Here is a 24,610-nt window from a genome sequence, read left to right as displayed (position 1 = left end):
TGCCCGCCAACCCATCGGTTGACGGGGACACTCCGCGTCTATCGCTACAGGGGGGATTTAGCCGCTGTCGCAGCCAGTTTGACTGTTTTCAGGAATTTATAAGCTCGAATGATTTCGCGCAATTTGTCTTCGCTGGACCGATCGCCACCGTTGGCATCCGGATGCAATCTTTTGACCAGATCCTTGTAGCGGGATTTTACAGCCTCGCTATCGGCTGTGTCGTCGAGATCCATCATGGCCAGCGCCTTCAGAGTGGCCTCGCTGTAACGCGGTCGGCGCGGAACCGGAGCGGCCCCGACGCCAGGGCGGCCGTGAAACATGCCGAGCGGATCGTCCTCGGTCTGGTCGCGATCCTCGCGATGGCCCTTGCCGTTTCGATTGACGCCCATGTTCCAGGTCGGACGATGGCCGACCAGCGCGTCCTTCTGGTATTTCGCCACGGCATCGTCGCTCATGCCATTGAAGTAATTATAGGTGGCGTTGTACTCGCGCACATGTTCGAGGCAGAAGGTGAAGAACTGGCCTTCGCGATCCCGACCCATAGGCGCACGAAATTCCCCGAGCTTGGTGCAGCCCGGATGAGAACAGCGAACCTGGGCTGGCGCGACCTCCTCCTTGGACGATCGTTTGACCCTGATGCTATCGAAGAGACGCGAGTTAAGGTTCATATCGAAGTCATTATGGGTGAGTTGAGCCGCATAACAAAGCGGCGTGGCCAGAAAAGTCGTCCGAAAAGATGCTTGACAGCCGATCCGCCCCTCCACCTGTGCGTAAAGGAGATGCCATGACGGTCAAAGCCACCATCAAAACGAGGCTTCAAGCCGCACTGCGCCCCACCATCCTGGATGTGGTGGATGAATCCCATCTTCACGCGGGTCACTCGGGCTCGCGTGAAGGGGGCGAGACGCACTTCAGGGTCGTCGTGGCAGCCGAAGCCTTCAACGGCAAAAGCCGCGTCGAGCGGCACCGCATGGTGAACGCACTGCTTGAAGCCGAGTTGCGCGGCCCGGTTCATGCGCTCGCGCTCGACATTCGAGGAACCGAGCCGTGAGCGACATGCGCTTGGTCGTGACCGGCGTTGCCGGACGGATGGGCCGCATGCTGGTCCAGGCGATCCACACGACCCCTGGTGTGAGGCTTGTGGCCGCGCTAGCGCCCGCTGGCTCGTCCGCCTTGGGGCAGGATGCCGGGCTGCTGGCCGGCATCGGCGCGGTCGGCATCCCGGTCACAGACGATCCGCTTGCTGCCTTCGTGGAAGCCGATGGTGTGGTCGATTTCAGCCGGCCGGCCGCGACGGTCGCATTTGCGGCGCTGGCCGCACAGGCCCGAATCGTCCATGTCATCGGAACGACTGGTTTGGACGATGCCGACCTGAAGCGAATTTCGGCCGCGGCTTGGCACGCACCGATCATCCGCTCGGGCAACATGAGCCTCGGGGTCAATCTCCTGGCGGCCGTGGTCAAGCGCGTGGCAAAGACACTCGGCGAAGACTTCGATATCGAAATCGTGGAAATGCATCATCGGATGAAGGTCGACGCGCCATCCGGCACGGCTCTGCTGCTCGGAGAAGCCGCGGCAGCGGGTCGCTCCATCGATCTTGCGGAGCGATCGGTCCGAGTTCGCGATGGGCAGACCGGCGCCCGCAAGGTTGGCGACATCGGTTTCGCAGCGCTGCGCGGCGGCTCGGTCGTGGGTGACCATAACGTGATCTTCGCGGGGAATGGCGAGCGCATCGAACTGGCCCATCTCGCCCAGGACCGTGGCATCTTCGCCCGCGGCGCCCTTCGGGCGGCCCTTTGGGGGCGGGGCCGGAAGCCGGGTCTCTACTCGATGGCGGACGTTCTCGGGTTGGATGATCTCTGAGCATCATGCCCCCGGCTCAAGGCCGCATGTTGCTTCTTTGTTCTTTTCCCGTGACGCTGCTTGCGCTAAGACGTCCTACGGTCTGACGCGGTTTCAGGCGGTGGTCGGGACATCCTGCGCTAAGGCGGCGTGGCGGGAGGATTCATGCGGAGCGGATACCTTGGCGCTGGTCATGTCGAACGAGCGTTGTCTTGATTCGGATCGAGGTGCTCGATGCCGTGGCGATCGAGAGGGGCGCGGGCGATCTCGGGACCATTCTGCTCGATTGCGTGGAGGGCGGAGCGTCTGTCTCCTTCATGGAGGGCTTGACCTCGCATGAGGCCGAAGCGGTCTATCGTGAAACAGCCGATGACGTCCTCGCTGGCCACCGCCTCGTTCTCGGCGGCTATATCGGGGAGGCGTTACGCGGGACCGTCCAGGTCATTCTCGCAACGCCGCAGAACCAGCCTCATCGGGCCGAATTGTCGCGTTTGCTGGTGCACCGATCGGCACGATGGCGCGGCCTTGGTCGGGCTCTCGTGTTGCGGGCGGAGCGCGAGGCGGCGGCGCGCGGCAAGACGCTGATGTGCCTCGATACGACGTCGGGAAGTTGAGCCGAGCGGCTTTATGCCGGCCTCGGGTATCAGCGGGTTGGTGTCATCCCTTGCTATGCGCTGCACCCGAACGGCATTCCGTCCGATGCCGTCTTCTTCTGGAAAAATCTCCCGGCGCACGAGGCACTTTCGGCGATGTGAGGGTGCTTTCGAATTGACGCGGGCCACGTCACAATCATCGATTTTGCGACCTTGCGCGCATCGCAAGCGTTAGCGGCACCATACCCACCCGCATGATCCCGCGTTAGGATGTCGCCATGTCAATGGTCTCGCTCCGTCCGTCATCCGCCGCCCGTGATTCGCTGGCACTCGATCGCGTCGCGCTCGAGGGTGCGATCGCGGCGCTTTATGCCGACGCCGAGGCGCCGCGCGAGGGCATCCGCAAATCGGTCGTGGAACTCTTCCGGACCGCTCTGACGAGTGGGCGGGCCGCGATCACGGAGAGGTTCCTCGAAGAGGGCGGCGGTCTTCACTGCGCGCGCCGGCTCGCGGCTCTGCAGGACGAGATCATCCAGGCGATCCACGCCTATGTGCTGCGCCACGTCTACCCGCTCGACAAGCCGACAGATGCGGAGCGTCTGTGTGTCGTCGCGGTCGGCGGCTACGGCCGGGGGACGCTGGCACCGGGCTCGGACATCGATCTGCTGTTTCTGCTTCCCTATAAGCAGACTGCCTGGGGCGAGAGCGTCGTCGAGGCCATCCTCTACGTCTTGTGGGACTTGCGCCAGAAGGTGGGGCACGCAACCCGGTCGGTGGACGAGTGCATCCGGCAGGCGAAGGCCGACATGACGATTCGCACCTCGATGATCGAGGCGCGCTGGATCGAGGGCGACAAAGCATTGTTCGCCGACCTGCAAACTCGGTTCGACAAAGAGGTCGTTCAAAAGACCGCGCGCGAATTCGTCGCCGCCAAACTTGCCGAACGCGAGGTGCGGATCAACCGCGCCGGTGTGTCGCGTTATGTCGTCGAGCCCAACGTGAAGGAAGGCAAAGGCGGCCTGCGCGACCTCAACACCTTGTTCTGGATCGCCCATTACGTCTACCGCGTCTCTGACAGCGAGGATCTGGTCGCGGCCGGCCTCTTCACCCGGCATGAGTTCAAGCTCTTTCGGCGTTGCGAGGAGTTTCTGTGGCGGGTGCGCTGCCATCTGCATCTGCTGGCCGGGCGAGCCGAGGAGCGCCTCAGCTTCGACTACCAGCGCGTCATCGCCGAGCGGCTCGGCTACGGCTCACACAATGGCTTGTCAGCCGTCGAACGCTTCATGAAACACTACTTTCTGATCGCCAAGGACGTCGGCGATCTCACCGCCATCGTCTGCGCGGCGATGGAGGAAAAGGAAGCCAAGCCTCCCGCCACACTCAATCGCCTGATGGGGACGCTGCTTCGAAAAATCCGTACGATCCCTGGGAGCGATACCTTCGCGATTGAGGTCGATCGCATCACGGTCGCGCATAAAGATGCGTTCGAGCGGGATCCTGTCAATTTGATCCGGCTGTTCTGGGCGTCCGACCATTATGCATTGCCGATCCATCCTGACGCCACGCGCCTCGTGACGCTGTCGCTTCGCCGGATCGACGCCAAAGTCCGGCACGACCCGGAAGCCAACCGGCTCTTCATGGATATTTTGACGTCGCGCAATTCACCCGAGATCGTGCTGCGCCGGATGAACGAGGCGGGCGTCCTTCGCCGCTTCATCCCGGAATTCGGCCGTGTCGTCGCGATGATGCAGTTCAACATGTATCATCATTATACGGTGGACGAGCACCTGTTGCGGGCTGTCGGCAACCTGTCGGAGATCGACGGCGGCCGCACCAAGGAGGACCACCCGCTCGCCAATGAACTGATGCCGACCGTCGCGGCTCGGCGCGCCCTCTATGTCGCGGTGTTCCTGCACGATGTCGCCAAGGGCCGCGAGCAGGATCATTCGACGGCAGGCGCCGAGCTTGCTCGCACGATCGGGCCGCGGTTCGGCCTCAGCGAAACCGAGACCGACCTCGTTGCATGGCTGATCGCGCACCACCTCGTGATGTCCAATACGGCCCAGAGCCGCGACCTCGCGGACCGACGCACGATCGAGACATTCGCCGAGATCGTGCAGACGATTGAACAGTTGAAATGCCTTTTGATCCTGACGATCTGCGACATTCGGGCGGTTGGGCCGGGGGTTTGGAACGGCTGGAAGGGTCAATTGCTCCGAACCCTCTATTACGAGACCGAGCGGTTGATCGTCGGCCAGTCGCAGCCGATCGCCTGGGGCGAGCGCCTGGCAACGTCCCATAGCGAGTTGCGGGCGGCGTTGCCGACGTGGTCGGAAGAGGAGTTGAACGCCTATGTGGGTCGGCATTATCCGCCCTACTGGCTGCGGGTGGATCTGTCCAGCAAGGTCCGCCATGCCGAATTGCTGCGCTCGGTCGCGGGCCAATCCGCGCCTTTGGTGATCAAGATCGAGACCGACGCGTTCCGTGCCATCACCGAATTGACGTTGGTGACGACAGATCATCCGCGCCTTCTCTCGATCATCGCCGGGGCCTGTGCAACCGCCGGCGCCAATATCGTCGACGCCCAGATCTTCACGACGACAGACGGCTTGGCGCTCGACACGTTTTCGGTATCGCGCGCGTTCGAACAGGATGCCGACGAGGAGCGGCGCGCTGGCCGGATCGCAAATGCGATTTCGCGCACTCTCCGTGGCGAGATACGCCTGTCCGACGCGATCGCCGCCAAAGCGGGCCCGCCCAAGGGCCGCGATACGACCTTTCCGATCGAACCCGAGGTCATCGTCGACAATCAGGCCTCGAATCGGCACACCGTGCTTCAGGTGAGCGGCATCGACCGCCCGGCGCTGCTCTACGATCTCACCATCTCGATCGCGCGGCTGAATTTGAACATCGCCTCGGCGCATGTGGCGACCTTTGGCGAAAAGGCGGTCGACACCTTCTACGTGACCGACCTCACCGGCGCCAAGATTCTCGACGCCAATCGGCAGACGCTGATCCGCCGAACGTTATCGGGCATCTTCGGTGCGCCGGAGCGCGCCGTTCAGCCCCGTCCTGTGCCCGAGGTGGTCGGCCCATCCACATAGAATCTTGATTTTTACAGGGCCGCATCTGATATGCGCGGACGAGTGAACGTGAAATAGAGTGAATGATGATTGATCCGAATGCCGATCCGATCGACCCCGTCGATGACGCCGCTGCTCAACATGATGAGCGCGCGCAGACCCAGGGTGCCGCAGGGGAGCCCGATCCGTTCGTCGTCCTCGAAAACCTGACGGCCGAGAACGCGACCCTGAAGGACAAGGTTTTGCGGACCATGGCCGAGATGGAAAATGTGCGTCGCCGCACCGACAAGGAGGTGGCGGACAGCAAGCTTTACGGCGTCTCGAATTTCGCCCGCGAGATGCTGGCGGTCGCCGACAATCTCCACCGCGCCATCGCCAGCCTGCCGGCGGAGGCTCGCGCGGGGTCGGAAGCGGTCAAGACCTTGGTCGAAGGCGTTGAATTGACCGAGCGTGATCTGCTGTCCCGGCTTGCCCGCTTCAACGTTCGGCCGATCGAGCCGGAAGGCAAGAAGTTCGACCCGAATCTACACGAGGTTCTGTTCGAGGTGCCGGACGAGAGCGTGCCGTCCGGAACCGTGAAGCAGGTCGTCGAGACGGGATATACGATCGGTGACCGCGTGTTGCGGGCCGCTAAGGTCGGCGTGTCGCGCGGCGGCCCGAAGGTCAACTGACCCCATCGATTAGATCGGAGCCAATCATGAGCGAGCCCGACGACCTTCTGTTCACGGTCGATCAGATCGCGACCGTGAGCACCGCGATGCGGGTGGCGCTCGGGTTGCCGCCGAAACACGTCGATGTGGCACATTTCGTTGCGATGATCTCGGACGAGATCGAGCATTTGCGTACCGCCGGCTGGGACGATGCCGGCATTGCGGATTTCGTCCGCGAGACAACCGGCGAGCCGCTCCGGCAAGAGGCGCTGGCCGAATTTTATGTGAAGCCGGAGCAACGCGGTCGGCGCTGAGCCCGCGTGCCTCATTCCATCGGTTTGGCGTTCAGCGCATCGGCAAGCCGCATTTTGGCCGAACCGGGTTTCAGCGGTTTTTGCTGGCTTTCGTGCGGCGCCCATCCTGATAACCAGACGAGCTCGAACGTCGCCCGAACGCGGCCATCGGGGTCGCTGAACCGCTCGGCATAAATGGCGGCAGCCCGCAGCAGGAGAGACCGTGACATCGGCTTCCGGCTTCGCTCGACCATGGCGTTGGTGGCCCCCATGGCCCGAAGATCGTCCAGCAAGCCGAACATCGAACTGTAGCGCACCGTCAGCGGTTCGCTATCGGTGACCGGCAACGCCAGCGCGGCGCGCTGCATCAGGCTGCCCAGATCACGAAGATCGGAAAAAGGCGCGACGCGTGGACTGGCCCCGCCGGTGAGTTCGATTTCGGCTTGCGTCAGCGCGGCTCGGAGTTCGGTCAAGCTTTGGCCCCCCATCAGGCAGGCGATGACGAGACCGTCGGGCTTTAGCGCACGGCGGATCTGCACCAGAGCGCCGGGCAGGTCGTTGACGACATGCAAGGCCAGCACCGACATGATGAGATCGAACCGCTCCGGCCCGAACGGCAGCAGTTCTTCGTCGCTAACGACCGTGAGCCAGCGTGGATCGGCGGCTTCGGCGATCCGCGCTGAACGCACGAGACGGGCCTCGGGCAGGGCGCCAGCAAGTCGGTCGGCCAGTGCCGGGGAGCCTGTGCCAAGGTCGAGGATATCGCGAAATTGCCGCTGCACCGGAGCCAGCCGGTCGACAGCATCCTCGGCTGCGCGGTCGAGCAGGAAGTCCCCGCCGCCGGAACGCGACCGGGCGAGGCGATGTCGCAGAAGCGTTCGATCGAAGATCGTCGGAGCCGAGAAGGGGGTCTGTGCCATCCCGAACGTTATGGCGCGCGGCGACGTCGGTTGAAAGGGCAGCCGGCTTTTCTTGCCTTCACGGGCGACGCGGCTTATCGAACCAAGCTTGGAATTGCCTGTTCCGCAAGGGTGTCGCATTGCTCCGTTCCGAACCTTCGATCACGCCCGAACTCGTGGCCGCGCATGGCCTGAAGCCCGATGAATATGAGCGCTTCGTCGCCCTGATCGGCCGCACCCCCACATTCACCGAGCTCGGCATCGTATCGGCGATGTGGAACGAGCATTGCTCGTACAAGTCATCGCGCCGCCATTTGCGTGGGCTGCCCACCAAGGGGCCGCATGTCATCCAAGGGCCGGGCGAGAATGCCGGCGTCATCGACATCGGGGATGGGCTCGCCTGCGTGTTCAAGATGGAGAGCCACAACCATCCCTCGTTCATCGAGCCCTACCAAGGTGCTGCGACCGGGGTCGGCGGCATCCTCCGTGATGTGTTCACGATGGGGGCCCGGCCGGTCGCCTGTCTCGACGTGCTGCGCTTCGGCGCACCCGATCACCCGAAAACCCGGCATCTCGTGGCCGGCGTCGTCGCGGGTGTGGGCGGGTATGGCAATTCCTTCGGCGTGCCGAACGTCGGTGGCTCGGTGGCGTTCGACCCGAGCTACAACGGCAATATTCTGGTCAATGCCATGGCGGTCGGCATCGCCCGGGCCGACGAGATTTTCTACGCCAAGGCCAGGGGCGTCGGAAATCCCATCGTCTATCTCGGCTCGAAGACGGGTCGCGACGGCATTGGCGGAGCCTCGATGGCATCCGCCGCCTTCGAGGCCGACGCGCATGAGAAGCGCCCGACCGTGCAGGTCGGCGATCCCTTTGCCGAAAAGCTGCTGCTGGAAGCGTGCCTCGAACTGATGCGGACCGGGGCCGTCAACGCCATTCAGGACATGGGCGCCGCTGGCCTCACCTCGTCGGCCGTCGAAATGGGCGCCAAGGGTGATCTTGGCATCGAACTCGACCTCGACCAGGTTCCGTGCCGCGAGAGTGGCATGACGGCTTATGAGATGCTGCTGTCCGAAAGCCAGGAGCGGATGCTGATGGTGCTGCATCCCGAGAAGGCAAAGGAAGCCGAAGCCGTCTTCATCAAATGGGGCCTCGACTTTGCGGTGATCGGGAAGACCACCGACACGCTCCGCTTCGTCATCAAGCACGGCGGCGAGATCAAGGCGGATCTGCCCATCAAGGAACTCGGCGACGAAGCCCCGCTCTACGATCGGCCTCACACCCACGCCCCGAAGCTGCCTCGGCTCGATGCCGCCAGCGTGTCGCCGCCGATGTCGGACGCCGATGCGCTGCTGCGGCTGGTCGGTTCGCCGGATCTCTGCTCGAAGCGCTGGGTCTACGAGCAATATGATCGGCTGATCGGCGGCAATACGGTCGCGGGTCCAATTGTGGGGGGCGATGCGGCTGTCGTCCGGGTCGAGGACGGGCCGAAGGGCCTGGCCCTGACGGCGGATGTGACGCCGCGCTACTGCAAGGCGGATCCTCTGGAGGGCGGCAAACAGGCGGTGGCCGAAGCCTGGCGCAATCTGACGGCGGTCGGCGCGCGTCCTCTGGCGCTGACCGACAACCTCAATTTTGGCAATCCCGAAAAAGCCGATGCGATGGGCGAACTCGTCGATTGCATCCTCGGGATCGGCGAAGCCGCGCGCGCGCTCGATTTCCCGATCGTGTCGGGCAACGTCTCACTTTACAACGAGACGATGGGGCAGGGCATTCTGCCGACACCGACGATCGGCGGAGTGGGACTCGTCAGCGACGTGGCGCAAGTGGCGCAAGCCCGGATCGAGCGGGCCGGCGACGTTCTGCTGCTGGTCGGCGATGGGCAGGATTGGCTTGGGCAATCGATCTATCTGCGTGACCTTTGTGGTCGGGCGGAGGGCGCGCCGCCGCCGGTCGATTTGTCGGTCGAGCGTCGCAACGGGGATTTCGTGCGCGACTGCATCGCAGGCGGGGTCAGGAGTGTCCACGATCTGTCGGACGGTGGTCTTGCGGTCGCGGTCGCCGAAATGGCGATGCGCGGCGGGATCGGTGCGACCCTCGAAACCGGAAGCCTCGGGGCGGGCCCAACCCATGGTGCGCTGTTCGGAGAAGATCAGGGCCGCTATCTTCTCGCGGTGCCCGGGGCAGAGGTCGACCGTCTCCTGGCGGCGGCCAATCAGGCCGGCGTTCCGCTTCGCCGTATCGGTATCACAGGCGGCGACGCGTTGACCTTGCCGGGCCAGACCCCCATTCTGCTCACCGCGCTCGTCACGGCGCACGAGCGTTTCTTTCCGGCCTTGATGGACGGCACCTTGTAGGCGGCGCCGCAAATCAGGCCGTCCTTCGATCGAACCCAAGCGAGACGCGTCATGGCCATGGAAGCAAACGAAATCGAACGGCTTATCAAAGCCGCCTTGCCGGATGCGAGCGTCGAGATTCGCGATCTCGCCGGTGACGGTGATCATTATGCCGCCACGGTGGTATCCCCCTCGTTCAAGGGTAAAACCCGGGTGCAGCAGCACAAGATCGTTTATGACGCGCTGCAAGGCCAGATGGGCGGCGTGCTTCACGCCCTGGCGCTGCAGACGTCGGCCGAATAAGCGACACGATCGGTCAAAGCGGGTCGGTGGCGTAGCGGCTTGCGCTGACCTATATTGCTCCCATCTGAGGGGTCGAGGCTCCACATCTTTTCGAGGGAAAAAGCGATGTCCACCGCACACGAGCAAATCGAAGCCAAGGTCAAATCCAGCGACGTGGTCCTGTTCATGAAGGGGACGCCGCAGTTCCCGCAATGCGGGTTTTCGGCCCAGGTCGTGCAGATCCTCGACTATCTCGGCACGCCCTATACCAGCGTGAACGTTCTCGAGACGGCTGAGATGCGCCAGGGCATCAAGGATTATTCGAACTGGCCGACTGTGCCTCAGCTCTACGTCAAGGGCGAGTTTCTCGGCGGCTGCGATATCGTTCGCGAAATGTTTCAGGCGGGCGAGTTGCAGACGCATTTCGAGCAGGCTGGTCTTCCGGTGAAGCAAGCCGCGCCGAACTGAGCGGATCGGTCGTTCGGTCAATCCTGTCGCCCGTTCCCGTCGTCCCGGCCGCCACCCTTGTTGGCGGCCGTTTTCGTTTATCTCCGCTTTTCCGCCTGCGACGGGAGACCGACGCAAGCCGAGCACAGCGACCCGATTTCGACCGAATCTTATGGATGACAACCGTGCGACGGTTGTTCCGTACCGGCAAGATTGCTATTCAGCCCGCAAGGCGCACGACGCGCCGGTTGGGATCTTGGCCGGAGACGGATGATGGCGGGCACGATCAAGATCCTAGCGGGGAATTCGAACCCGCCGCTCACGGAGGCCATCGCGGCCTATCTCGATGTGCCGCTGACGCGGTGCCATGTTCGCCGCTTCGCCGACATGGAAATCTTCGTCGAGATCCTCGAAAATGTCCGCGGCGAGGATACGTTCATTATCCAATCTACGGCCTTTCCGGCGAACGATCATCTGATGGAAGTGTTGATCATGACGGATGCGCTCCGCCGCGCCTCCGCTCGTCGAATCACCGCCGTGCTGCCCTATTTCGGCTATGCGCGGCAGGACCGGAAAGCCGGTCCGCGTACGCCGATTTCGGCCAAGCTGGTCGCCAACCTGATCACCCATGCGGGCTGCGACCGTGTTCTGACGGTCGATCTCCACGCGGGGCAGATTCAGGGCTTCTTCGATATCCCGACCGATAATTTGTTTGCGGCGCCCGTGATGGTGCGTGACATCAACGAGCGGTTGAAGTCGGATAATCTGATGGTGGTGTCGCCGGATGTGGGTGGCGTGGTCCGTGCGCGCGCCTTGGCCAAGCGGATCGACGCGCCGCTCGCCATCGTCGACAAGCGCCGCGAGCGTGCCGGCGAATCCGAGGTGATGAACATCATCGGCGACGTCACGGGGAAGTGCTGCATCCTGCTCGACGACATCATCGATTCGGGCGGCACGCTTTGCAATGCCGCCGATGCCTTGCTCGATCAGGGTGCCAGCGAAGTCTATGCCTATTGCACGCATGGCGTCTTGTCCGGCGGCGCGGTGGCCCGTGTCGGAGCATCCCGCCTCAAGGAACTCGTCATCACGGATACGATCCGCCCGACCGAGGCGGTCCGCAATGCCCGCAATATACGGGTCATGTCGATCGCGCCTCTGATTGGGGAGGCCATCGGCCGGGTCGCTCAAGAGGCAAGCGTTTCCAGCCTGTTCGAGAACAACACGGTCGCCAGCGTCTTCAAAGGCACCTGAGGTTCGCATCCTCCGCGATCGGACAGACCTTTGAGGCTGTCCAACCCGGCTTTGCGCTTACAACTTGATTTGCAGCTTGACGTCGTCGGGACGACCCTCGGCAGCACGGTCGAAGGCCGCGACACTATCCTCGAAGCTGTAGGTTTGGGTGATCAAGGGCTTGAGGTCGACTTTGCCCGAGGCGATCATCGCTAGGGCGCGATCGAAGACATTGGCGTAGCGAAACACGGTCTCGATCCGCAATTCCTTCGCGGCCGCCGTCGTCACGTCGATGGCGACCGGCGCGACCGGCATGCCGACCAGAACGAGACAGCCGCCCGGCCGTGCCAGGCCGAAAATACCCGCATAGGCGTGGACACTGCCACTCGCCTCAAAGACGATATCGGCACCCCAGCCTTCGGTCGCCTCGGCGACGACATCCGCCAATGCCCGTTCCTTGATGTTGACGGGTGTCACCCCCGCATAGCGTCCGGCGATGGCGAGTTTTGCGGGCTGTAGATCAGCGATAATGACGCGGCTGCATCCTCCAGCAAGAGCCGCAAGCGCTACCATGATGCCAATCGGCCCTGCGCCGATCACGACAGCTAAGTCGCCGGGAAGGATCTTGGCTTTGACGGCCGCCTGCAGACCCACCGCGAAAGGCTCGACCATCGCACCTTCACCGAAGCTCACATTATCGGGAAGTTTGAACGTGAAGGCGGCGGGGTGAACCACGAACGGGGTCAGGCAACCATGGACAGGCGGGGTCGCCCAAAACACGACGCTCGGGTCGACGTTATAGAGCCCGAGCTTCGACGCGCGTGAATTGAGATCGGGGATGCCCGGCTCCATGCAGACGCGGTCGCCGACCTTCAAGCTCGTCACCTCAGTGCCAACCTCGACGATGGTTCCTGCAGCTTCGTGCCCGAGCACCATCGGTTCGTTGACCACGAACGGGCCGATGCGTCCATGCGTGTAATAGTGAACGTCGCTGCCGCAGACCCCGACCGTATCGACTTTGATCTTGACGTCTTTGGCGCCGACCACGCTGGGAAGGTCAATCTCGCGCAACGAGAGTTCGTGAATTCGCTCGAGTACCAGAGCCTTCATGTCGTTCCTCCCGAGCGTTCTTCAAGAATCGTAGTGCTGGTCGACGTGTCTAAGCTTAGCCGACCGCTCTTTCCACCGCCTTCTCGAGTTCGGCCGTGAGAAAGGGCTTTTTCAACGTGAACGTCCCTTGGTAATTGTCGTTCAGGCCCTTCGAGCCATAGCCCGTTGCAAAGAAGAACGGAATGCCACGCTCTCGCAAGATATCGGCGATCGGGAAGGATTGCTTTCCGTCGAGGTTGATATCCAAAATGGCAACATCTGCCGTGATGGTTTGGGCGAGCAGCAAGGCAGGCTCCAACTGCATCACCATGCCGGCGACCTCAAACCCCAAATCTTCCAGCATTCCTTCGATCATCAAAGCGATCGTCATCTCGTCCTCGACAAGGAAGACACGATACCGGGTCGAATGCGTCACAATGCTGGTCCATTTAAGCTGAAGGGAAAGGCGCCGATATGGTGCAGACGATGCCGCCCTGGCGAAATTCAATTCTCACATCTCCTTGTAGTTCCGCAGCTAACCCGCGTTCGATCAATTTGGACCCAAATCCTCGTCGCTGTGGCTGAACGACGGGCGGTCCACCCCGCTCCTCCCATCGAAACAACAAGCGTTTGTCCCCGCCACTCGCGGTTGCGCTCCACCGGATCGTCACCCGCCCGGTGTCGTTCGACAGCGACCCGTACTTCACCGCATTGGTGGCCAGTTCGTGAAGCGCGAGCGACATGGCCAGCACGGTTTTGGGCGATAACGCGATATCCGGACCAGACACGTCGAAGCGGTTCTGATCATCCCCCCCATGGCTCTTGACCGTCAGGGCCACGACCGACATCAGTGTCGCGCTTTCCCACTTGCCCGCCGTCAGGACATCATGGGCTTTCGCCAGGGCCACCAGGCGCTCGGTAAAGGCCGTTCGTGCCGTGTCCATATCGGTCGTGCCGCGGAACGTCTGGGCGGCGACGCCCTGCACCATGGCGAGCGAATTTTTTACTCGATGGTTCAATTCGTTGACCATCAGGCGCATGTGCATCTCGGCCCGTTTTTCATCGCTGATGTCGCGAACGGCGCCAAGAAACCGATGCACGGTTCGATCGACGAAGGTCACCCGTCCTTTCGCGGCCATCCAGCGTTCGACGCCATCCTCGATACCGATCGCCCGGAATTGAATGTCATAATCGCCTGGGCCGGACGGATCGAAGGCTTCCGCCAGCGCGGCATCGACCGACGCTTTGTCGGCGGGGTGGATCGCGTTCAGGTTCATCTCGATCGTGATGGCGCGGCCGGCCGACAATCCGAACAGCGCCCGCACCCTGTCGTCCCACTCGAGCCGACCCGACGCCGGCGAAAAATCCCAAATGCCAATACCGGCTGCATCCAAAGCCAGGGCAAGTCGCTCGCGGCTTTCACGAAGATCCGCATCGCTTTGCGTCCGCGCCGTAATATCCGTGAACGTGCAGATCGCGCCTTGAAGCACGCCATCGAGTTTGATCGGTTCGGCTCGATACTCGACCGGGAAGCTCGTTCCGTCCCGGCGAAAAAACACCTCGCCGGTCACTTGGGCGGCAGTGCCCTCTCGGGCGGCCCGGTAGATCGGGCAGGTCGCCGCAGGATAGGGCGACCCATCGGCGTGTGAATGGTGCGCCAAGTCGTGCAGGTGATGGCCGATGACCTCATCCTGACTGTCGAAACCGAGCAGATGCACCGCTGCCCGATTGCACAACGTGGTCCGGCCCTCGACATCGACGGCGTAGAAGCCTCCCGAAATGCTGTCGATCAACAATCGCGTAAAGGCTTGCCGCGCGTGGGGATCAAGGTTGGGTGGGTCTGATTCTTTCGTCGACTCGGGACGTAAATCCAGACCGGCCTGCTGGAGTAGCGCCCTCAGCCGGGCGTTCTCGGTGGCAAGCGCCTCGACGCGGCGGGTCATGCTCGAGAGATCGTCGATGGCCGCATCCGTCGTCATACAAAGCTCATTCATCAGCGCACGAAACAATCATAGCGCAGGGTCGGCGCGATTTCGACACCATGAGAGAGGTGAAGCCTCGCCTTGGGCAATCTCCCGGTCAGGGGCGGTCCGGGGTTCCGAAAAGTCCTGCAAGCGCATCGCCCTCGGCTGGGCTGAGCAGCGCCAGGGAGGCGGCCCGCGACGCGTTGGGATCACGATCTCGAATGGCATAGAACACCAGCGCGTGTTCATGGAGAAAGCGCTTCGAATCGTCGGCGAGGCGGCGCTGGATGCTGAACGTCACCCGCATCGAGGTTTCGATCGCTGGTGCGAAAGTGGCCAGGAAATCATTGCCCGAATGAGTCAGAATGGCGCTGTGAAAGTCGAGATCCGCGCGGATCGAGTCGACGGATGTGAAATTGGCCTCGCCCATGCCCGATAACGCCTTGCCGATCGCCTCGATCCCCTCGGGGGTCGCTCGTGTCGCCGCAAGCGCGGCCGCCTCGGGTTCGATCATGCGCCGCAACTCGAAGAGATTGCGGATGAAGCTCTCGGTCGGGGCTTCGCCCCGTTCCCAATTCAGGACGTCGTCGTCGAGGCGGTTCCATTGTGCTCTTGGACGCACGACGGTGCCGCGGCGCGGCGCCATCTCCAACAGTCCCTTGCCGGCCAGCAATTTGATGGCTTCCCGCAAAGCCGGTCGCGACACTTTGAACTCGCGCGCGAGGAGATCGGCATTCGGGAGAACGGCACCCGGCTTGAGCGATCCACCGACAATGCGTCGCCCGATCGCTTCGGCCGTCAACGTGTGACGCGGAAGCCGGACCACAGGACCTGACCGTTTGGTGTCTGCTTTTCGTCTTGGATCCACGTTACCCCCGGCGACCACGCCGCCACGATCGTCGTCGTGGCTATCCGTAATCCTCCCGCTTCACTAGGCGATTGAAGCTTCGGCTTTGTCAAATGAGAGCATCAATCCCTTGTTGACCGTCCTGGTGGGTTGTTCGATCGATCAGGAACTCAATCGACCGCCACCACGTTTTCGTGTCACGACAAGGCGCTCGACAGTGAAGCGCAAAGGCATGGAGATCACGATGTCCACATCGCGTTCGATGAAAATTGCAGCCGCGCTTTTGGCCGGCACCACACTCCTGGCCACCGTGGGTGAAGCGTCGGCCTACCAGCGTGATCGTTACAGCCATCAGCGCGTTGGCGTGCCTCATGGCTATGGCTATCACCGGGGCAATGTCGGGGGAGCAGCCGTCGCTGGTGCCGCTCTCGGCATCATCGGGGCCGCGACCGCGGGCATTGCTGCCGACAATTATTATAATGGCTACCCGGCCTACTCCTACGGCGAGAACTATTACGGGCGCGGCTATGGCTACGATTACCATCCTGGCCACGGCTATTACGGCCCTTACTGAGCCCCATTGCGGTTCGTGAAAAGCGCGCCCTCGTGGCGCGTTTTTTTATGGCAGCAGGGGAATGACATCCACACCGACGGCGACATCCTGTTCGCGCGTGCCTTGGAGGATGCCTCCGACTGGCGCGACATCGGCATAATCGCGGCCAATCCCCAGCACCACATGATCGTCGCCCGCCATAATGTCGTTGGTGGGGTCGAACCCGAGCCAGCCCCGATCGGGGCCGCACCAGAGCGCGACCCAGGCATGGCTTGCGTCGCCACCCTCAAGGCGCGGCTTTCCGGCCGGCGGTATGGTGCGGATATAGCCGCTGACATAGGCGGCCGAAAGGCCGAGCCCGCGCAACCCCGCGATCATGATATGGGCAAAATCCTGGCAGACCCCATGCCGGTTCTGGAAGGCTTCAACCAGTGGCGTCGAGACCTTGGTGGCATCGGGATCATATTTGAACTCGCGCCGGATGCGCCCCATCACCTCGCTCGCGGCTTGCGTAATGCATCGTCCCCGCGCGAAGGATTGTCCCACATACTCCGTGACGGACGGCGCGAAACCAGCGAGCGGGCTCGGATAGAGAAAATGCGCCGGGGAGGTCGGCTGCATCGAGGCGCGGGCGAACCCGAGTTCCCGAATATCCTCCCAGCTTCGGTCGGCCCAGAGGTCGAGTGCGGCGTTCCGGTCGACCGCGACGCGCGATCGCGCCTCGATCCGAAGGACCTCGTGCGGCACGTCGATCTGGACCAAAGCAACGCGATTGCCGAAGAACGAGACATGTTCGGTCATCGCGGCAGGCTGGGGGTCGATCGACAATCTGCTCCATTCGACGATCTGACCGTGGCTCGTCGCCGGCTGGACCCGTAACGTGCATTGCGCGAACGTCACAGGCGAGCCGTAGGTGTAGGTCGTTACGTGGCGGACGTCATAGATCACGCCAGCCCCGTATATTTGTCGAGCCCGGACGACAGGGCGCCTTGCAGGAAATAGCGCTTCGCAATCGCTTGGCTTAGGCCATAAAGCTTGCCGTCGACATCATCGATTTTCGCAAGGTCGAGATCGGCTGCATCGACGGCCGCGATCTCGGCTTCAAGAACGCGGACGAGCCGCAGGGGCTCCTCTGCGATGCCGTCGTTCCGCAAAGAGGGCAGGGCGGCGAGATGCTCGCTCATCCGCTCGACCTGAAACGCCACCGATCGCGGGTTATAGGGATCGAGCAGCACCATGTCGCGCACCGGGGCGAGTGCCACGCCGACGAGATAACGCGACCGATAGGTGATTTGCGAATCAATCAGGTCGAGGAGAGCGTCGAGATCCTCGGCGGGGCCGTTGGATCCGGCAAAGGTTCGGGCGAACCGGCAGGTGTTGTTGCCGCGCTCAATCCGTCGGCCGATGTCCAAAAAACGCCACCCGGCGACGCGGTTGACGTTTTCTTGAGCGAGACCGGAGACGGCCGCGACGATGCTGAGCGCTTCGTCTGCTCGCCCAAAGGCTTCCGCTTCGCTCAAGCTCGATCGATCGCTGCGGCCGAGTTGCTTCACCAAGGATGCGATCAGCCGCGTCGAATCTCCCGAAAGCCGTTCCTGAATGAACGACGCGGTCCGCTGGGCTTCTCGCGCCAGCGACGAGGCCGAGCCGAAATGCGTCGCGCTATGCAGGGCCGCACTCAACGCCACCGTCGGGGTGGCTGAATCCTCCTTATCGACGGCTCCCCAGAGCACGAGGAGTGCCATCAGACGGCTGACGGTTTGGCCGCCCGGCCCGCTTCCATCCGCGACGCTGGCGCCGATCACACGGCCGCTGAGGCAACGCGCGATTCGCAGCGTCGCCTCGGTCCGTTCGAGATAACGACCGAGCCAAAAGAGATTATCGGCGGCTCGGCTCGGAAGATTGCCGAGGAGCCGCCGAATGCTGACCTTATCGCGGGTCGGCAGCAGGCTCATGGCACCGACCGGCTTTTCGGACAGAATGCAGACATCCGCTGATTGAACGCCGGTCCCCATCGAAATAGCCCGCGCGTCGGGTTGGTTCGAAATGCGGCAGAAGCCGCCCGGCATGACCTTCCAGCCCGTCGGGGTTGGGGTTGCGAAAACCCGCAGAATAAAAGGGCGCGGGACCAGTCTGCCATTCTCCCACACCGGCGTGGTCGACAAGCGCGCGACTTCCTGACCGACGAAATCGACACCGCGGGCCGCGATGGCGGCCGTGAGCGTGGCTTTATCGGCCGGGCCGAGCGTCGCCCCGACGATCGGCTCGTTGCCGAAGCCCGGTACGCCGTCACCAAAGGCGCTCATGATGGCCAGGCGATCGAGCCGTTCGATCGCTTCATCGCGCTGACGCGGCTGGCCGCACCACCACGTCGCAATATTCGGCATCTTCAGCGCTTCGCCGGTGAGATGTTTGCACAACATCGGCAAGAAGCTCATGAGGGCTCGCGCTTCCATGAGGCCGGAGCCGAGCGCATTGCCAACCACCACCTGGCCCGCCCGCACCGCATCGACCAAACCCGGCACGCCCAGCCGAGATGCCCCGTTGAGCTCGAGCGGGTCGGCGAAATCGGCGTCGATCCGGCGCCAGATGACGTCGGCTCGTTTCAGCCCTGCGATCGTGCGGACGTGGATCTGGCTGCCGCGCATCGTGAGATCGCCACCTTCGACCAGCAGAAAGCCAAGGTAACGCGCCAGATAGGCATGTTCGAAATACGTCTCGTTCAGCGGCCCCGGCGTCAGCAGGCAGATGCGGGGATCGGCCCGCTTGGCTTGTCCGGCCAAGCCGGATCGGAATGTCTGGAAGAAGGAGGCGAGCCGCTCCGCATTGAGTTCGCCATAAATGTCCGGAAATGCCCGCGACATGGCCAGGCGGTTCTCAAGCGCATAGCCGGCGCCGGAGGGTGCCTGTGTTCGGTCGCCCAGCACCCACCAGCGTCCATCCGGCCCGCGTCCAATATCGGCCGCGTAGAGGTTGAGATGTTGGCCGCCGACGGGTGTCACACCGAGCAAGGGACGGAGCAGATCTGCGCTGCCGGTCACGGCTGCGGCCGGCAAGCGCCCCGCGCTCACCAACTCGTTCTTGCCATAGACATCGGCCAGCACGGTCTCGATCAGCCCGGCCCGCTGCGTGATGCCCTCGGCGATCTGCTGCCACTCCGCCTCGTCGATCAGCAGCGGAATGTGGCTCAGCGGCCAGGGGCGCGCGTCGATATCGCCATAGCTGCGATAGGAAACGCCTGTGTCGCGCATGTGCCGATTGGCGAGATCGAAACGGTGATCTCGCTCGCCCGCATCGAGTCCGCTGAAATGCCGAAGAAACGGCAGCCAATGAGGACGCGGCTCGCCGGCCGCGTCGATGAACTCGTCCGGTATTCCGGGTAAAGGCTCGTAAGCCTCGATCAGATCGTCGAGCCTCCGTACGCTTTTTGATCCTGTGCGGGCGGAGGCAATCATGCCCGCTTTATAGGCTGGCGGGGCGCCGCATGTCGAGTGTCAGCGGAAACTCTGCTGTTCGTTCCTCGGGCGGAATGTCAATCAGTCCGCCCGTATGGCCGAAGTCTTGGAAGCGGGCCAGACGGCGGGCTTCCGCCTCGAAGGCATTGACCGGGAACGTTGCGTAATTGCGACCACCCGGATGGGTCGCATGGTAGATGCAGCCGCCCATCGACCGGCTCGTCCACGTATCGATGATGTCGAACGTGAGTGGCGCATGGACGGGGACCACCGGCTGCATGCTGCGCCACGGCTGCCAAGCCTTGAACCTGACGCCGGCGATCGCCTCACCGGCCGTTCCGGTCGGCGTCAGCGGCACGCGGCGCCCGTTGCAGGCGACGACGTGGCGTCCTGGCGTCATCCCGGTAAGCCGGACTTGAAGCCGCTCGACCGACGTATCGACATGGCGCGCCATCCCGCCCGCCATGCCTTCTTCGCCCAAAACGTGCCATGGCTCGAGCGCCTGTCTGAGCTCGAGCGTCACCCCTTCGCGCTGGATCGTGCCGTAATGGGGGAAGCGGAACTCGTGTTGCGCCTCGAACCAGACCAGGTCGAAAGCGTAGCCGGCCGTCTTGAGTTCGCCTAAAACGTCGATGAGGTCCGCCCAAATGAAATGCGGCAGCATGAACCGATCGTGCAGGTTGGTGCCCCACCGCACCAGGGCGCCACTTTTCGGGTCGCGCCATAGCCACGCGATCACGGCGCGGAGTAGCAGTTGTTGCGCGAGGCTCATCCGCGCATCCGGCGGCATCTCGAAGGCACGGAACTCCAACAGGCCGAGGCGGCCCGTGGTGCTGTCCGGCGAATAGAGCTTGTCGATGCAGATCTCGGCCCGATGGGTATTGCCGGTCACGTCCACCAGCAGGTTGCGGAACAGCCGATCGACCGTCCACAGCGGGATCGGTGGCTCGCCCGGAGCCGGAACCTGCGCGAGCGCGATTTCCATCTCATAGAGAGCATCGTGCCGAGCTTCGTCGATGCGGGGGGCTTGGCTCGTCGGGCCGATATATTGACCGGAAAATAGATAGGACAGCGCCGGGTGCCGCTGCCAGAAGATCAGCATGCTTTTGAGGAGATCCGGCCGCCGCAGAAAAGGCGAGTCCGCCGGCGTGCTGCCACCGACCACGACATGGTTGCCGCCTCCGGTGCCGGTATGCCGCCCGTCGAGCAGGAACTTGTCGGCGCCGAGCCGCATCGTCCGCGCATCCTCATAGAGCGAGCGTGTGGTCTCGACCGTGTCGCGCCACGTGGCGGCCGGATGCACGTTGACCTCGATGACCCCGGGATCAGGCGTGACCTTGATGACCTCGATGCGCGGATCGAAGGGCGGCGTATAGCCCTCGAGCTGCACCGTGACGCCGGACGCCGCGACGGCATCCTCGATCGCGGCCGTCAGCGCGAGATAATCCTCGATCCGGTCGAGCGGCGGCATGAAGATACACAGCACGCCATTGCGTGGCTCGATCGCCAGCGCGGTCCGCACCGGCGCATGATCGTCCCGGTCCTTCTTCTCGGCCGTGACCGACAAGGTGTCCGGCAGGGGGGAGCGCGGTTCGAGCGGATCCTTCGGCGCGGGATGGGGGAACAGGTTCTCGGGGAGGTGCCGCAGCGTATCGAGCGGGAGGCGAAACCCCACGGGCGAGTCGCCCGGCACCAGGAATAGATGCTCGCGTCGCGTGATCCAACGCTCGGTCATCCAGGTGCCGTCGTCGTCTCCGTGATGGGCGAGAGGCAGAACATAGCCGGCCGGTTCGCGCAAGCCGCGCGAGAAGACGCGGGCGATCCGGGCGCGGGCTTCGGCGCTGTCGAGCTTCGAGTCGAGCGCGTCGACATTCTCGGGGAGGGCGCTTTCCTTCATGATCCACACGGCCGGATCCTCGAAGGCCGGCTGCACGCAATCCTGCGGCAGGCCGAGCCGCGTCGTCAGGGCGCGCAGAACTGTCTCGGCCGCGGCGATCGTGGCCGTACCGCCGGTCGTTTCGCTGGTTTTGCCCGCGACACTCTCGCGAGCCAGCAGGTCCGGATTACGCCAGATCGGCTTGCCGTCTCGCCGCCAGTAAAGGCCGAAGGCCCAGCGCGGCAAACTCTCGCCGGGGTACCACTTGCCCTGGCCATGGTGCAGCAGCCCACCCGGCCCAAATCGCGTCCGTAGCTTGCGGATTAACGTGTCGGCCAGCCCGCGTTTGGTCGGACCGATCGCATCGCCGTTCCATTCGGCGGCCTCGTAATCCTCGGTCGACACGAAGGTCGGCTCACCGCCCATGGTCAGGCGAACATCTTGGCTCGCAAGATCGGCGTCGACTTTTTCGCCCAGGGCGTCGAGGGCGTCCCACGCCGCGTCCGAAAACGGCAGCGTGATGCGTGGTGCCTCGGCGACGCGAGACACCTCCATCGTGTGTCGGAACTCGGTCTGGCAGGGGTCGAGCAGACCCTCGATCGGCGAGGCGGTCGAGAAATGCGGTGTCGCGGCCAGCGGAATATGGCCCTCGCCACAGAGCAGGCCGGAGGTGGCGTCGAGCCCGATCCAGCCCGCGCCCGGCAGAAAAACCTCGGCCCAGGCGTGGAGGTCGGTGAAGTCCACCCGCGTGCCGAGCGGACCCTCGGCCGGATCGATGTCAGCCTTCAACTGGATCAGATATCCGGAGACGAACCGTGCCCCGAACCCGAGATGGCGCAGCACCTGCACCAGCAGCCACGCCGAGTCGCGGCATGAGCCGGACCCTCTGGTCAGTGTCTCGTCCGGCGTCTGCACGCCATGCTCGAGGCGGATCAGGTAGCTGACCGCCTGTTGCACGCGAATGTTCAGATCGACCAGGAAATTGACCGTGAGATCGGCTTCGGTCGGCAGCTTCGCCATGAACGCACGGACGGCCGGCCCGACCGGATCGGGCTTGAGATAAGCCGAAAGATCAGCCAGCACATCGGTCGAATAGACGAAGGGGTAGCGCGTGGCGCTCGGCTCGACGAAAAAATCGAACGGGTTGATGACCGACAGTTCCGCCGTGAGATCGACCGTGACGGTCAGGCGCGTCGTGCGGTCTGGGAACACCACCCGCGCCAGCCAATTGCCGCTCGGATCCTGCTGCCAATTGATGAAGTGATTGGCTGGCGACACCGTCAGCGCATAGTTCAGGATCTTGGTGCGGCAATGAGGGGCGGGGCGAAGTCGTATCGTTTGCGGCCCAAGATTGATCGCGCGATCATAAAGATAGTCGGACACATGATGGATGGCAGCGCGGATCGTCATGGGCAAAGACCTGCAAGTTCCGGGCCTTCCTCGATCGCAGTGACGCTTCGCGAGGTCGAGACCGCACCTTAGCTAAGAGGGCGGCAAGGCTCCGGTCAATGAGCGTGGTGCTGAAAAATTGAGCGAGAAAGCGTCGGCTAGAAGGTCACGACGCTCCGGATGCCGAGCACGGCCGCATCGCCGACGCGGCGGTTGGGGTGATCGGGGTCTGGCAAGCCACCGCCGGGATTGAACACATATTGGATATCGGGCTGCACGATCCACCAGGGTTCGATCTGCGCCTGATAGGTCGCCTCGATGACGGTTTCGCTGCTCCGGATGGGGGACGCGGTTCCGCTGGCCAGCGCGGCCGCCCCATCGCCTGCCTGCGCCCGCGTGCCGATTCTGGCCCATTCGACGCCGATCCCCATCGTGTCATTGGCCCGCCCGAACGCGCCCTTGTAGGTGACGCCGCCCTGCACGAAGAGATCGACGACGTTGCGGTCGTCCGGTGCTCCCATGGCGCGCGCCGTCAAGCTGAGGCCGCCGTCGCTGTCCTTCGCGGGGCGATAGACCAATTGATCGAGCGTTCCGTAGATGCTCCAATCGCCGCGCTTGGAGCCGGGCAATCCGGTGAGCACGCCCGGCGCCTGGGCGGTGGTTCCGTTCTGATAGAACGCATCGGCGAAGCGGTTGGAATTGTACCAGGCGCCGAGCTTGTAGGTGCCGGGCAGACCCGTGGCATCCTTCTGCTTGTTGAGGCCATATTGCACTTCGCCGATCACAAAGGCGCCGCTCGAAACGTCGAAGTTGGTGCCCGACGGGTCGTTCTTTTGTGGATCGCCCGGCCGAAGCCCGGCGGGGCTGCCGCTAAAAAGCCCGACCAGGGCCGTGATCTCGTCCGTCGGCTGGGCCCTGACCCTTATGCCCGGCGTGGCGAGCGGGTAAGCGGGCCCGCCCGAGGGCAGATCGGAGGCCGGCAGCGTCGGCCAGCCGAAGCCGGAATTGATGAACAGATCCTCGTATTCGGAGGTGATGAATTCGAGATCGGCGCTTTGCTGACCGATCTTGATGTCGAGCTTGCCACCCCAGAAGCTTTGCTGCAGCCAGAGTTCGTTCAGCCGCGTCGCGGGATCCGCCTCGATCGAGCTGACGATGTTGAGATTGCCGAGATTGCGGCTCGACAGGCCGCGGCCGTGGATCTGAAACGCACTGATGTTGAAGATCGCGCCGTCGAGCCCGATCGATTTCGACAGGTCGGCGCCGAGGCTCATCTGGGTCATCCCCTCGATAATGGCGCCGCGCCGGGTGCCCCCGGTCGGGTTGCCGAGCACCTCGGTCGTCTCGGTCAGGCCGAACGAGACGCCATAGCGGTCGAGCGCCGGCCGCAAGCCGCCGATATCGCCGAGCAGGTTCGCTCGCGTCGAGAGATCGCCGGCCCATGCGGGCTGGCTGGCACCCGCGCTCTTCTGCTCTGGTCCGGGCGATGGCCCGCCCGTTGTGGCGGGGACGCCCGGTTGTGCTTGATCTTCTGCGAAGGCTGGCGCCGCCGCAGCCAGAGAAAGAGCCATACAGCCCGCAAGAACGCCCACTAGCGGGAGCCTCGCCTGTGCCGTTCTGATTGATGACCGATCGTCCGCCGTCATCACCAATCCTCGCACTCACGGACGTCTCGAACGTCTAACAAACCAACTCTGGCTTGGGGTGACGTTCCGACCACACTCGTGACGTTTTGCCGAAAGGCCGTCGATCGGCTTGACGTTGCGCGCAAGCGTCCTGTAG

The 24,610-nt window shown here is 63.4% G+C and carries 21 protein-coding genes; 11 read left to right on the top strand and 10 right to left on the bottom strand.

Translation table 11 applies throughout. The features are described from left to right. Window positions 1-44: 44 nt before the first annotated feature. Entirely contained in the window at window positions 45-668 is a 624-nt protein-coding gene (locus LGH83_RS06865; RefSeq protein ID WP_131118656.1) for a J domain-containing protein, read from the bottom strand. A 116-nt stretch (window positions 669-784) separates the two neighbouring features. Between LGH83_RS06865 and LGH83_RS06860 the strand changes: the two genes are divergently transcribed. The 6 genes from LGH83_RS06860 to LGH83_RS06835 all read left to right on the top strand — a co-directional run bounded on the left by LGH83_RS06860 (window position 785) and on the right by LGH83_RS06835 (window position 6,482). Further along, entirely contained in the window at window positions 785-1,051 is a 267-nt protein-coding gene (locus tag LGH83_RS06860) for a BolA family protein (RefSeq protein WP_227401144.1), read from the top strand. 5 nt (window positions 1,052-1,056) lie between these two features. After that, complete coding sequence (dapB, locus tag LGH83_RS06855) at window positions 1,057-1,863, top strand: 4-hydroxy-tetrahydrodipicolinate reductase (RefSeq protein ID WP_227401762.1); 807 nt, start codon at window positions 1,057-1,059, stop codon at window positions 1,861-1,863. 191 nt (window positions 1,864-2,054) lie between these two features. Then, entirely contained in the window at window positions 2,055-2,456 is a 402-nt protein-coding gene (locus LGH83_RS06850; protein WP_227401143.1) for a GNAT family N-acetyltransferase, read from the top strand. Between the two features lie 257 nt (window positions 2,457-2,713). After that, window positions 2,714-5,539, top strand: coding sequence for a [protein-PII] uridylyltransferase (locus tag LGH83_RS06845; protein WP_227401142.1), 2,826 nt, complete (start codon window positions 2,714-2,716; stop codon window positions 5,537-5,539). Window positions 5,540-5,601: 62 nt separating this feature from the next. After that, window positions 5,602-6,189, top strand: a complete 588-nt coding sequence (gene grpE / locus LGH83_RS06840; protein WP_131195292.1) for a nucleotide exchange factor GrpE — start codon at window positions 5,602-5,604, stop codon at window positions 6,187-6,189. Window positions 6,190-6,215: 26 nt separating this feature from the next. Then, window positions 6,216-6,482 (top strand): hypothetical protein, encoded by a 267-nt coding sequence (locus LGH83_RS06835; protein WP_227401141.1) that lies wholly within the window; start codon window positions 6,216-6,218, stop codon window positions 6,480-6,482. Between the two features lie 11 nt (window positions 6,483-6,493). Here the strand turns inward: LGH83_RS06835 and LGH83_RS06830 are convergent, their stop codons facing one another. Further along, a complete protein-coding gene (locus tag LGH83_RS06830; protein ID WP_227401140.1) occupies window positions 6,494-7,381 on the bottom strand; it encodes a methyltransferase domain-containing protein in 888 nt (295 codons plus the stop codon). 119 nt (window positions 7,382-7,500) lie between these two features. Here LGH83_RS06830 and purL point away from each other — a divergent pair, with 119 nt between their 5' ends. The 4 genes from purL to LGH83_RS06810 all read left to right on the top strand — a co-directional run bounded on the left by purL (window position 7,501) and on the right by LGH83_RS06810 (window position 11,676). Continuing rightward, window positions 7,501-9,717 carry a phosphoribosylformylglycinamidine synthase subunit PurL gene (gene purL / locus LGH83_RS06825; protein WP_227401139.1) on the top strand — a complete coding sequence of 739 codons (2,217 nt, stop codon included), beginning with the start codon at window positions 7,501-7,503 and terminating at the stop codon, window positions 9,715-9,717. Window positions 9,718-9,768: 51 nt separating this feature from the next. Next, window positions 9,769-9,999: a BolA family protein gene (locus LGH83_RS06820; protein WP_131118644.1), complete on the top strand. Its 231-nt coding sequence runs from the start codon at window positions 9,769-9,771 to the stop codon at window positions 9,997-9,999. A gap of 105 nt (window positions 10,000-10,104) precedes the next feature. Next, complete coding sequence (grxD, locus tag LGH83_RS06815) at window positions 10,105-10,446, top strand: Grx4 family monothiol glutaredoxin (protein ID WP_227401138.1); 342 nt, start codon at window positions 10,105-10,107, stop codon at window positions 10,444-10,446. 252 nt (window positions 10,447-10,698) lie between these two features. Further along, on the top strand, window positions 10,699-11,676 hold the full coding sequence (locus tag LGH83_RS06810; RefSeq protein ID WP_227401761.1) for a ribose-phosphate pyrophosphokinase: 978 nt from the start codon (window positions 10,699-10,701) through the stop codon (window positions 11,674-11,676). Window positions 11,677-11,733: 57 nt separating this feature from the next. Here the strand turns inward: LGH83_RS06810 and LGH83_RS06805 are convergent, their stop codons facing one another. The 4 genes from LGH83_RS06805 to LGH83_RS06790 all read right to left on the bottom strand — a co-directional run bounded on the left by LGH83_RS06805 (window position 11,734) and on the right by LGH83_RS06790 (window position 15,534). After that, a complete protein-coding gene (locus LGH83_RS06805) occupies window positions 11,734-12,765 on the bottom strand; it encodes an NAD(P)-dependent alcohol dehydrogenase (protein ID WP_227401137.1) in 1,032 nt (343 codons plus the stop codon). A gap of 55 nt (window positions 12,766-12,820) precedes the next feature. Then, window positions 12,821-13,135 (bottom strand): response regulator, encoded by a 315-nt coding sequence (locus LGH83_RS06800; RefSeq protein WP_227401760.1) that lies wholly within the window; start codon window positions 13,133-13,135, stop codon window positions 12,821-12,823. A 58-nt stretch (window positions 13,136-13,193) separates the two neighbouring features. Next, window positions 13,194-14,723 (bottom strand): sensor histidine kinase, encoded by a 1,530-nt coding sequence (locus tag LGH83_RS06795; protein ID WP_227401136.1) that lies wholly within the window; start codon window positions 14,721-14,723, stop codon window positions 13,194-13,196. A 100-nt stretch (window positions 14,724-14,823) separates the two neighbouring features. After that, on the bottom strand, window positions 14,824-15,534 hold the full coding sequence (locus tag LGH83_RS06790; protein ID WP_227401135.1) for a FadR/GntR family transcriptional regulator: 711 nt from the start codon (window positions 15,532-15,534) through the stop codon (window positions 14,824-14,826). 265 nt (window positions 15,535-15,799) lie between these two features. Here LGH83_RS06790 and LGH83_RS06785 point away from each other — a divergent pair, with 265 nt between their 5' ends. Continuing rightward, window positions 15,800-16,129, top strand: a complete 330-nt coding sequence (locus LGH83_RS06785) for a hypothetical protein (protein WP_227401134.1) — start codon at window positions 15,800-15,802, stop codon at window positions 16,127-16,129. Window positions 16,130-16,174: 45 nt separating this feature from the next. Here LGH83_RS06785 and LGH83_RS06780 read toward each other — a convergent pair whose 3' ends face one another. The 4 genes from LGH83_RS06780 to LGH83_RS06765 form a co-directional block, all read right to left on the bottom strand. Continuing rightward, the gene (locus tag LGH83_RS06780) at window positions 16,175-17,056 is read right to left on the bottom strand and encodes a transglutaminase family protein (protein ID WP_227401133.1); all 882 of its coding nucleotides are present in this window, start codon (window positions 17,054-17,056) and stop codon (window positions 16,175-16,177) included. Then, window positions 17,053-19,563, bottom strand: a complete 2,511-nt coding sequence (locus tag LGH83_RS06775; RefSeq protein ID WP_227401132.1) for a circularly permuted type 2 ATP-grasp protein — start codon at window positions 19,561-19,563, stop codon at window positions 17,053-17,055. The genes LGH83_RS06780 and LGH83_RS06775 overlap by 4 nt, the downstream gene beginning before the upstream one ends. Before the next feature lie 7 nt (window positions 19,564-19,570). Then, entirely contained in the window at window positions 19,571-22,849 is a 3,279-nt protein-coding gene (locus LGH83_RS06770; RefSeq protein ID WP_227401131.1) for a DUF2126 domain-containing protein, read from the bottom strand. A gap of 137 nt (window positions 22,850-22,986) precedes the next feature. Next, window positions 22,987-24,399, bottom strand: a complete 1,413-nt coding sequence (locus tag LGH83_RS06765) for a carbohydrate porin (protein ID WP_227401130.1) — start codon at window positions 24,397-24,399, stop codon at window positions 22,987-22,989. Window positions 24,400-24,610: the final 211 nt, after the last annotated feature.

Origin of the sequence: Lichenihabitans sp. PAMC28606 (genome assembly GCF_020616535.1) — a bacterium.
GTDB classification, from domain to species: domain Bacteria; phylum Pseudomonadota; class Alphaproteobacteria; order Rhizobiales; family Beijerinckiaceae; genus Lichenihabitans; species Lichenihabitans psoromatis.
This window is presented reverse-complemented; position numbering and strand designations above follow the sequence as displayed.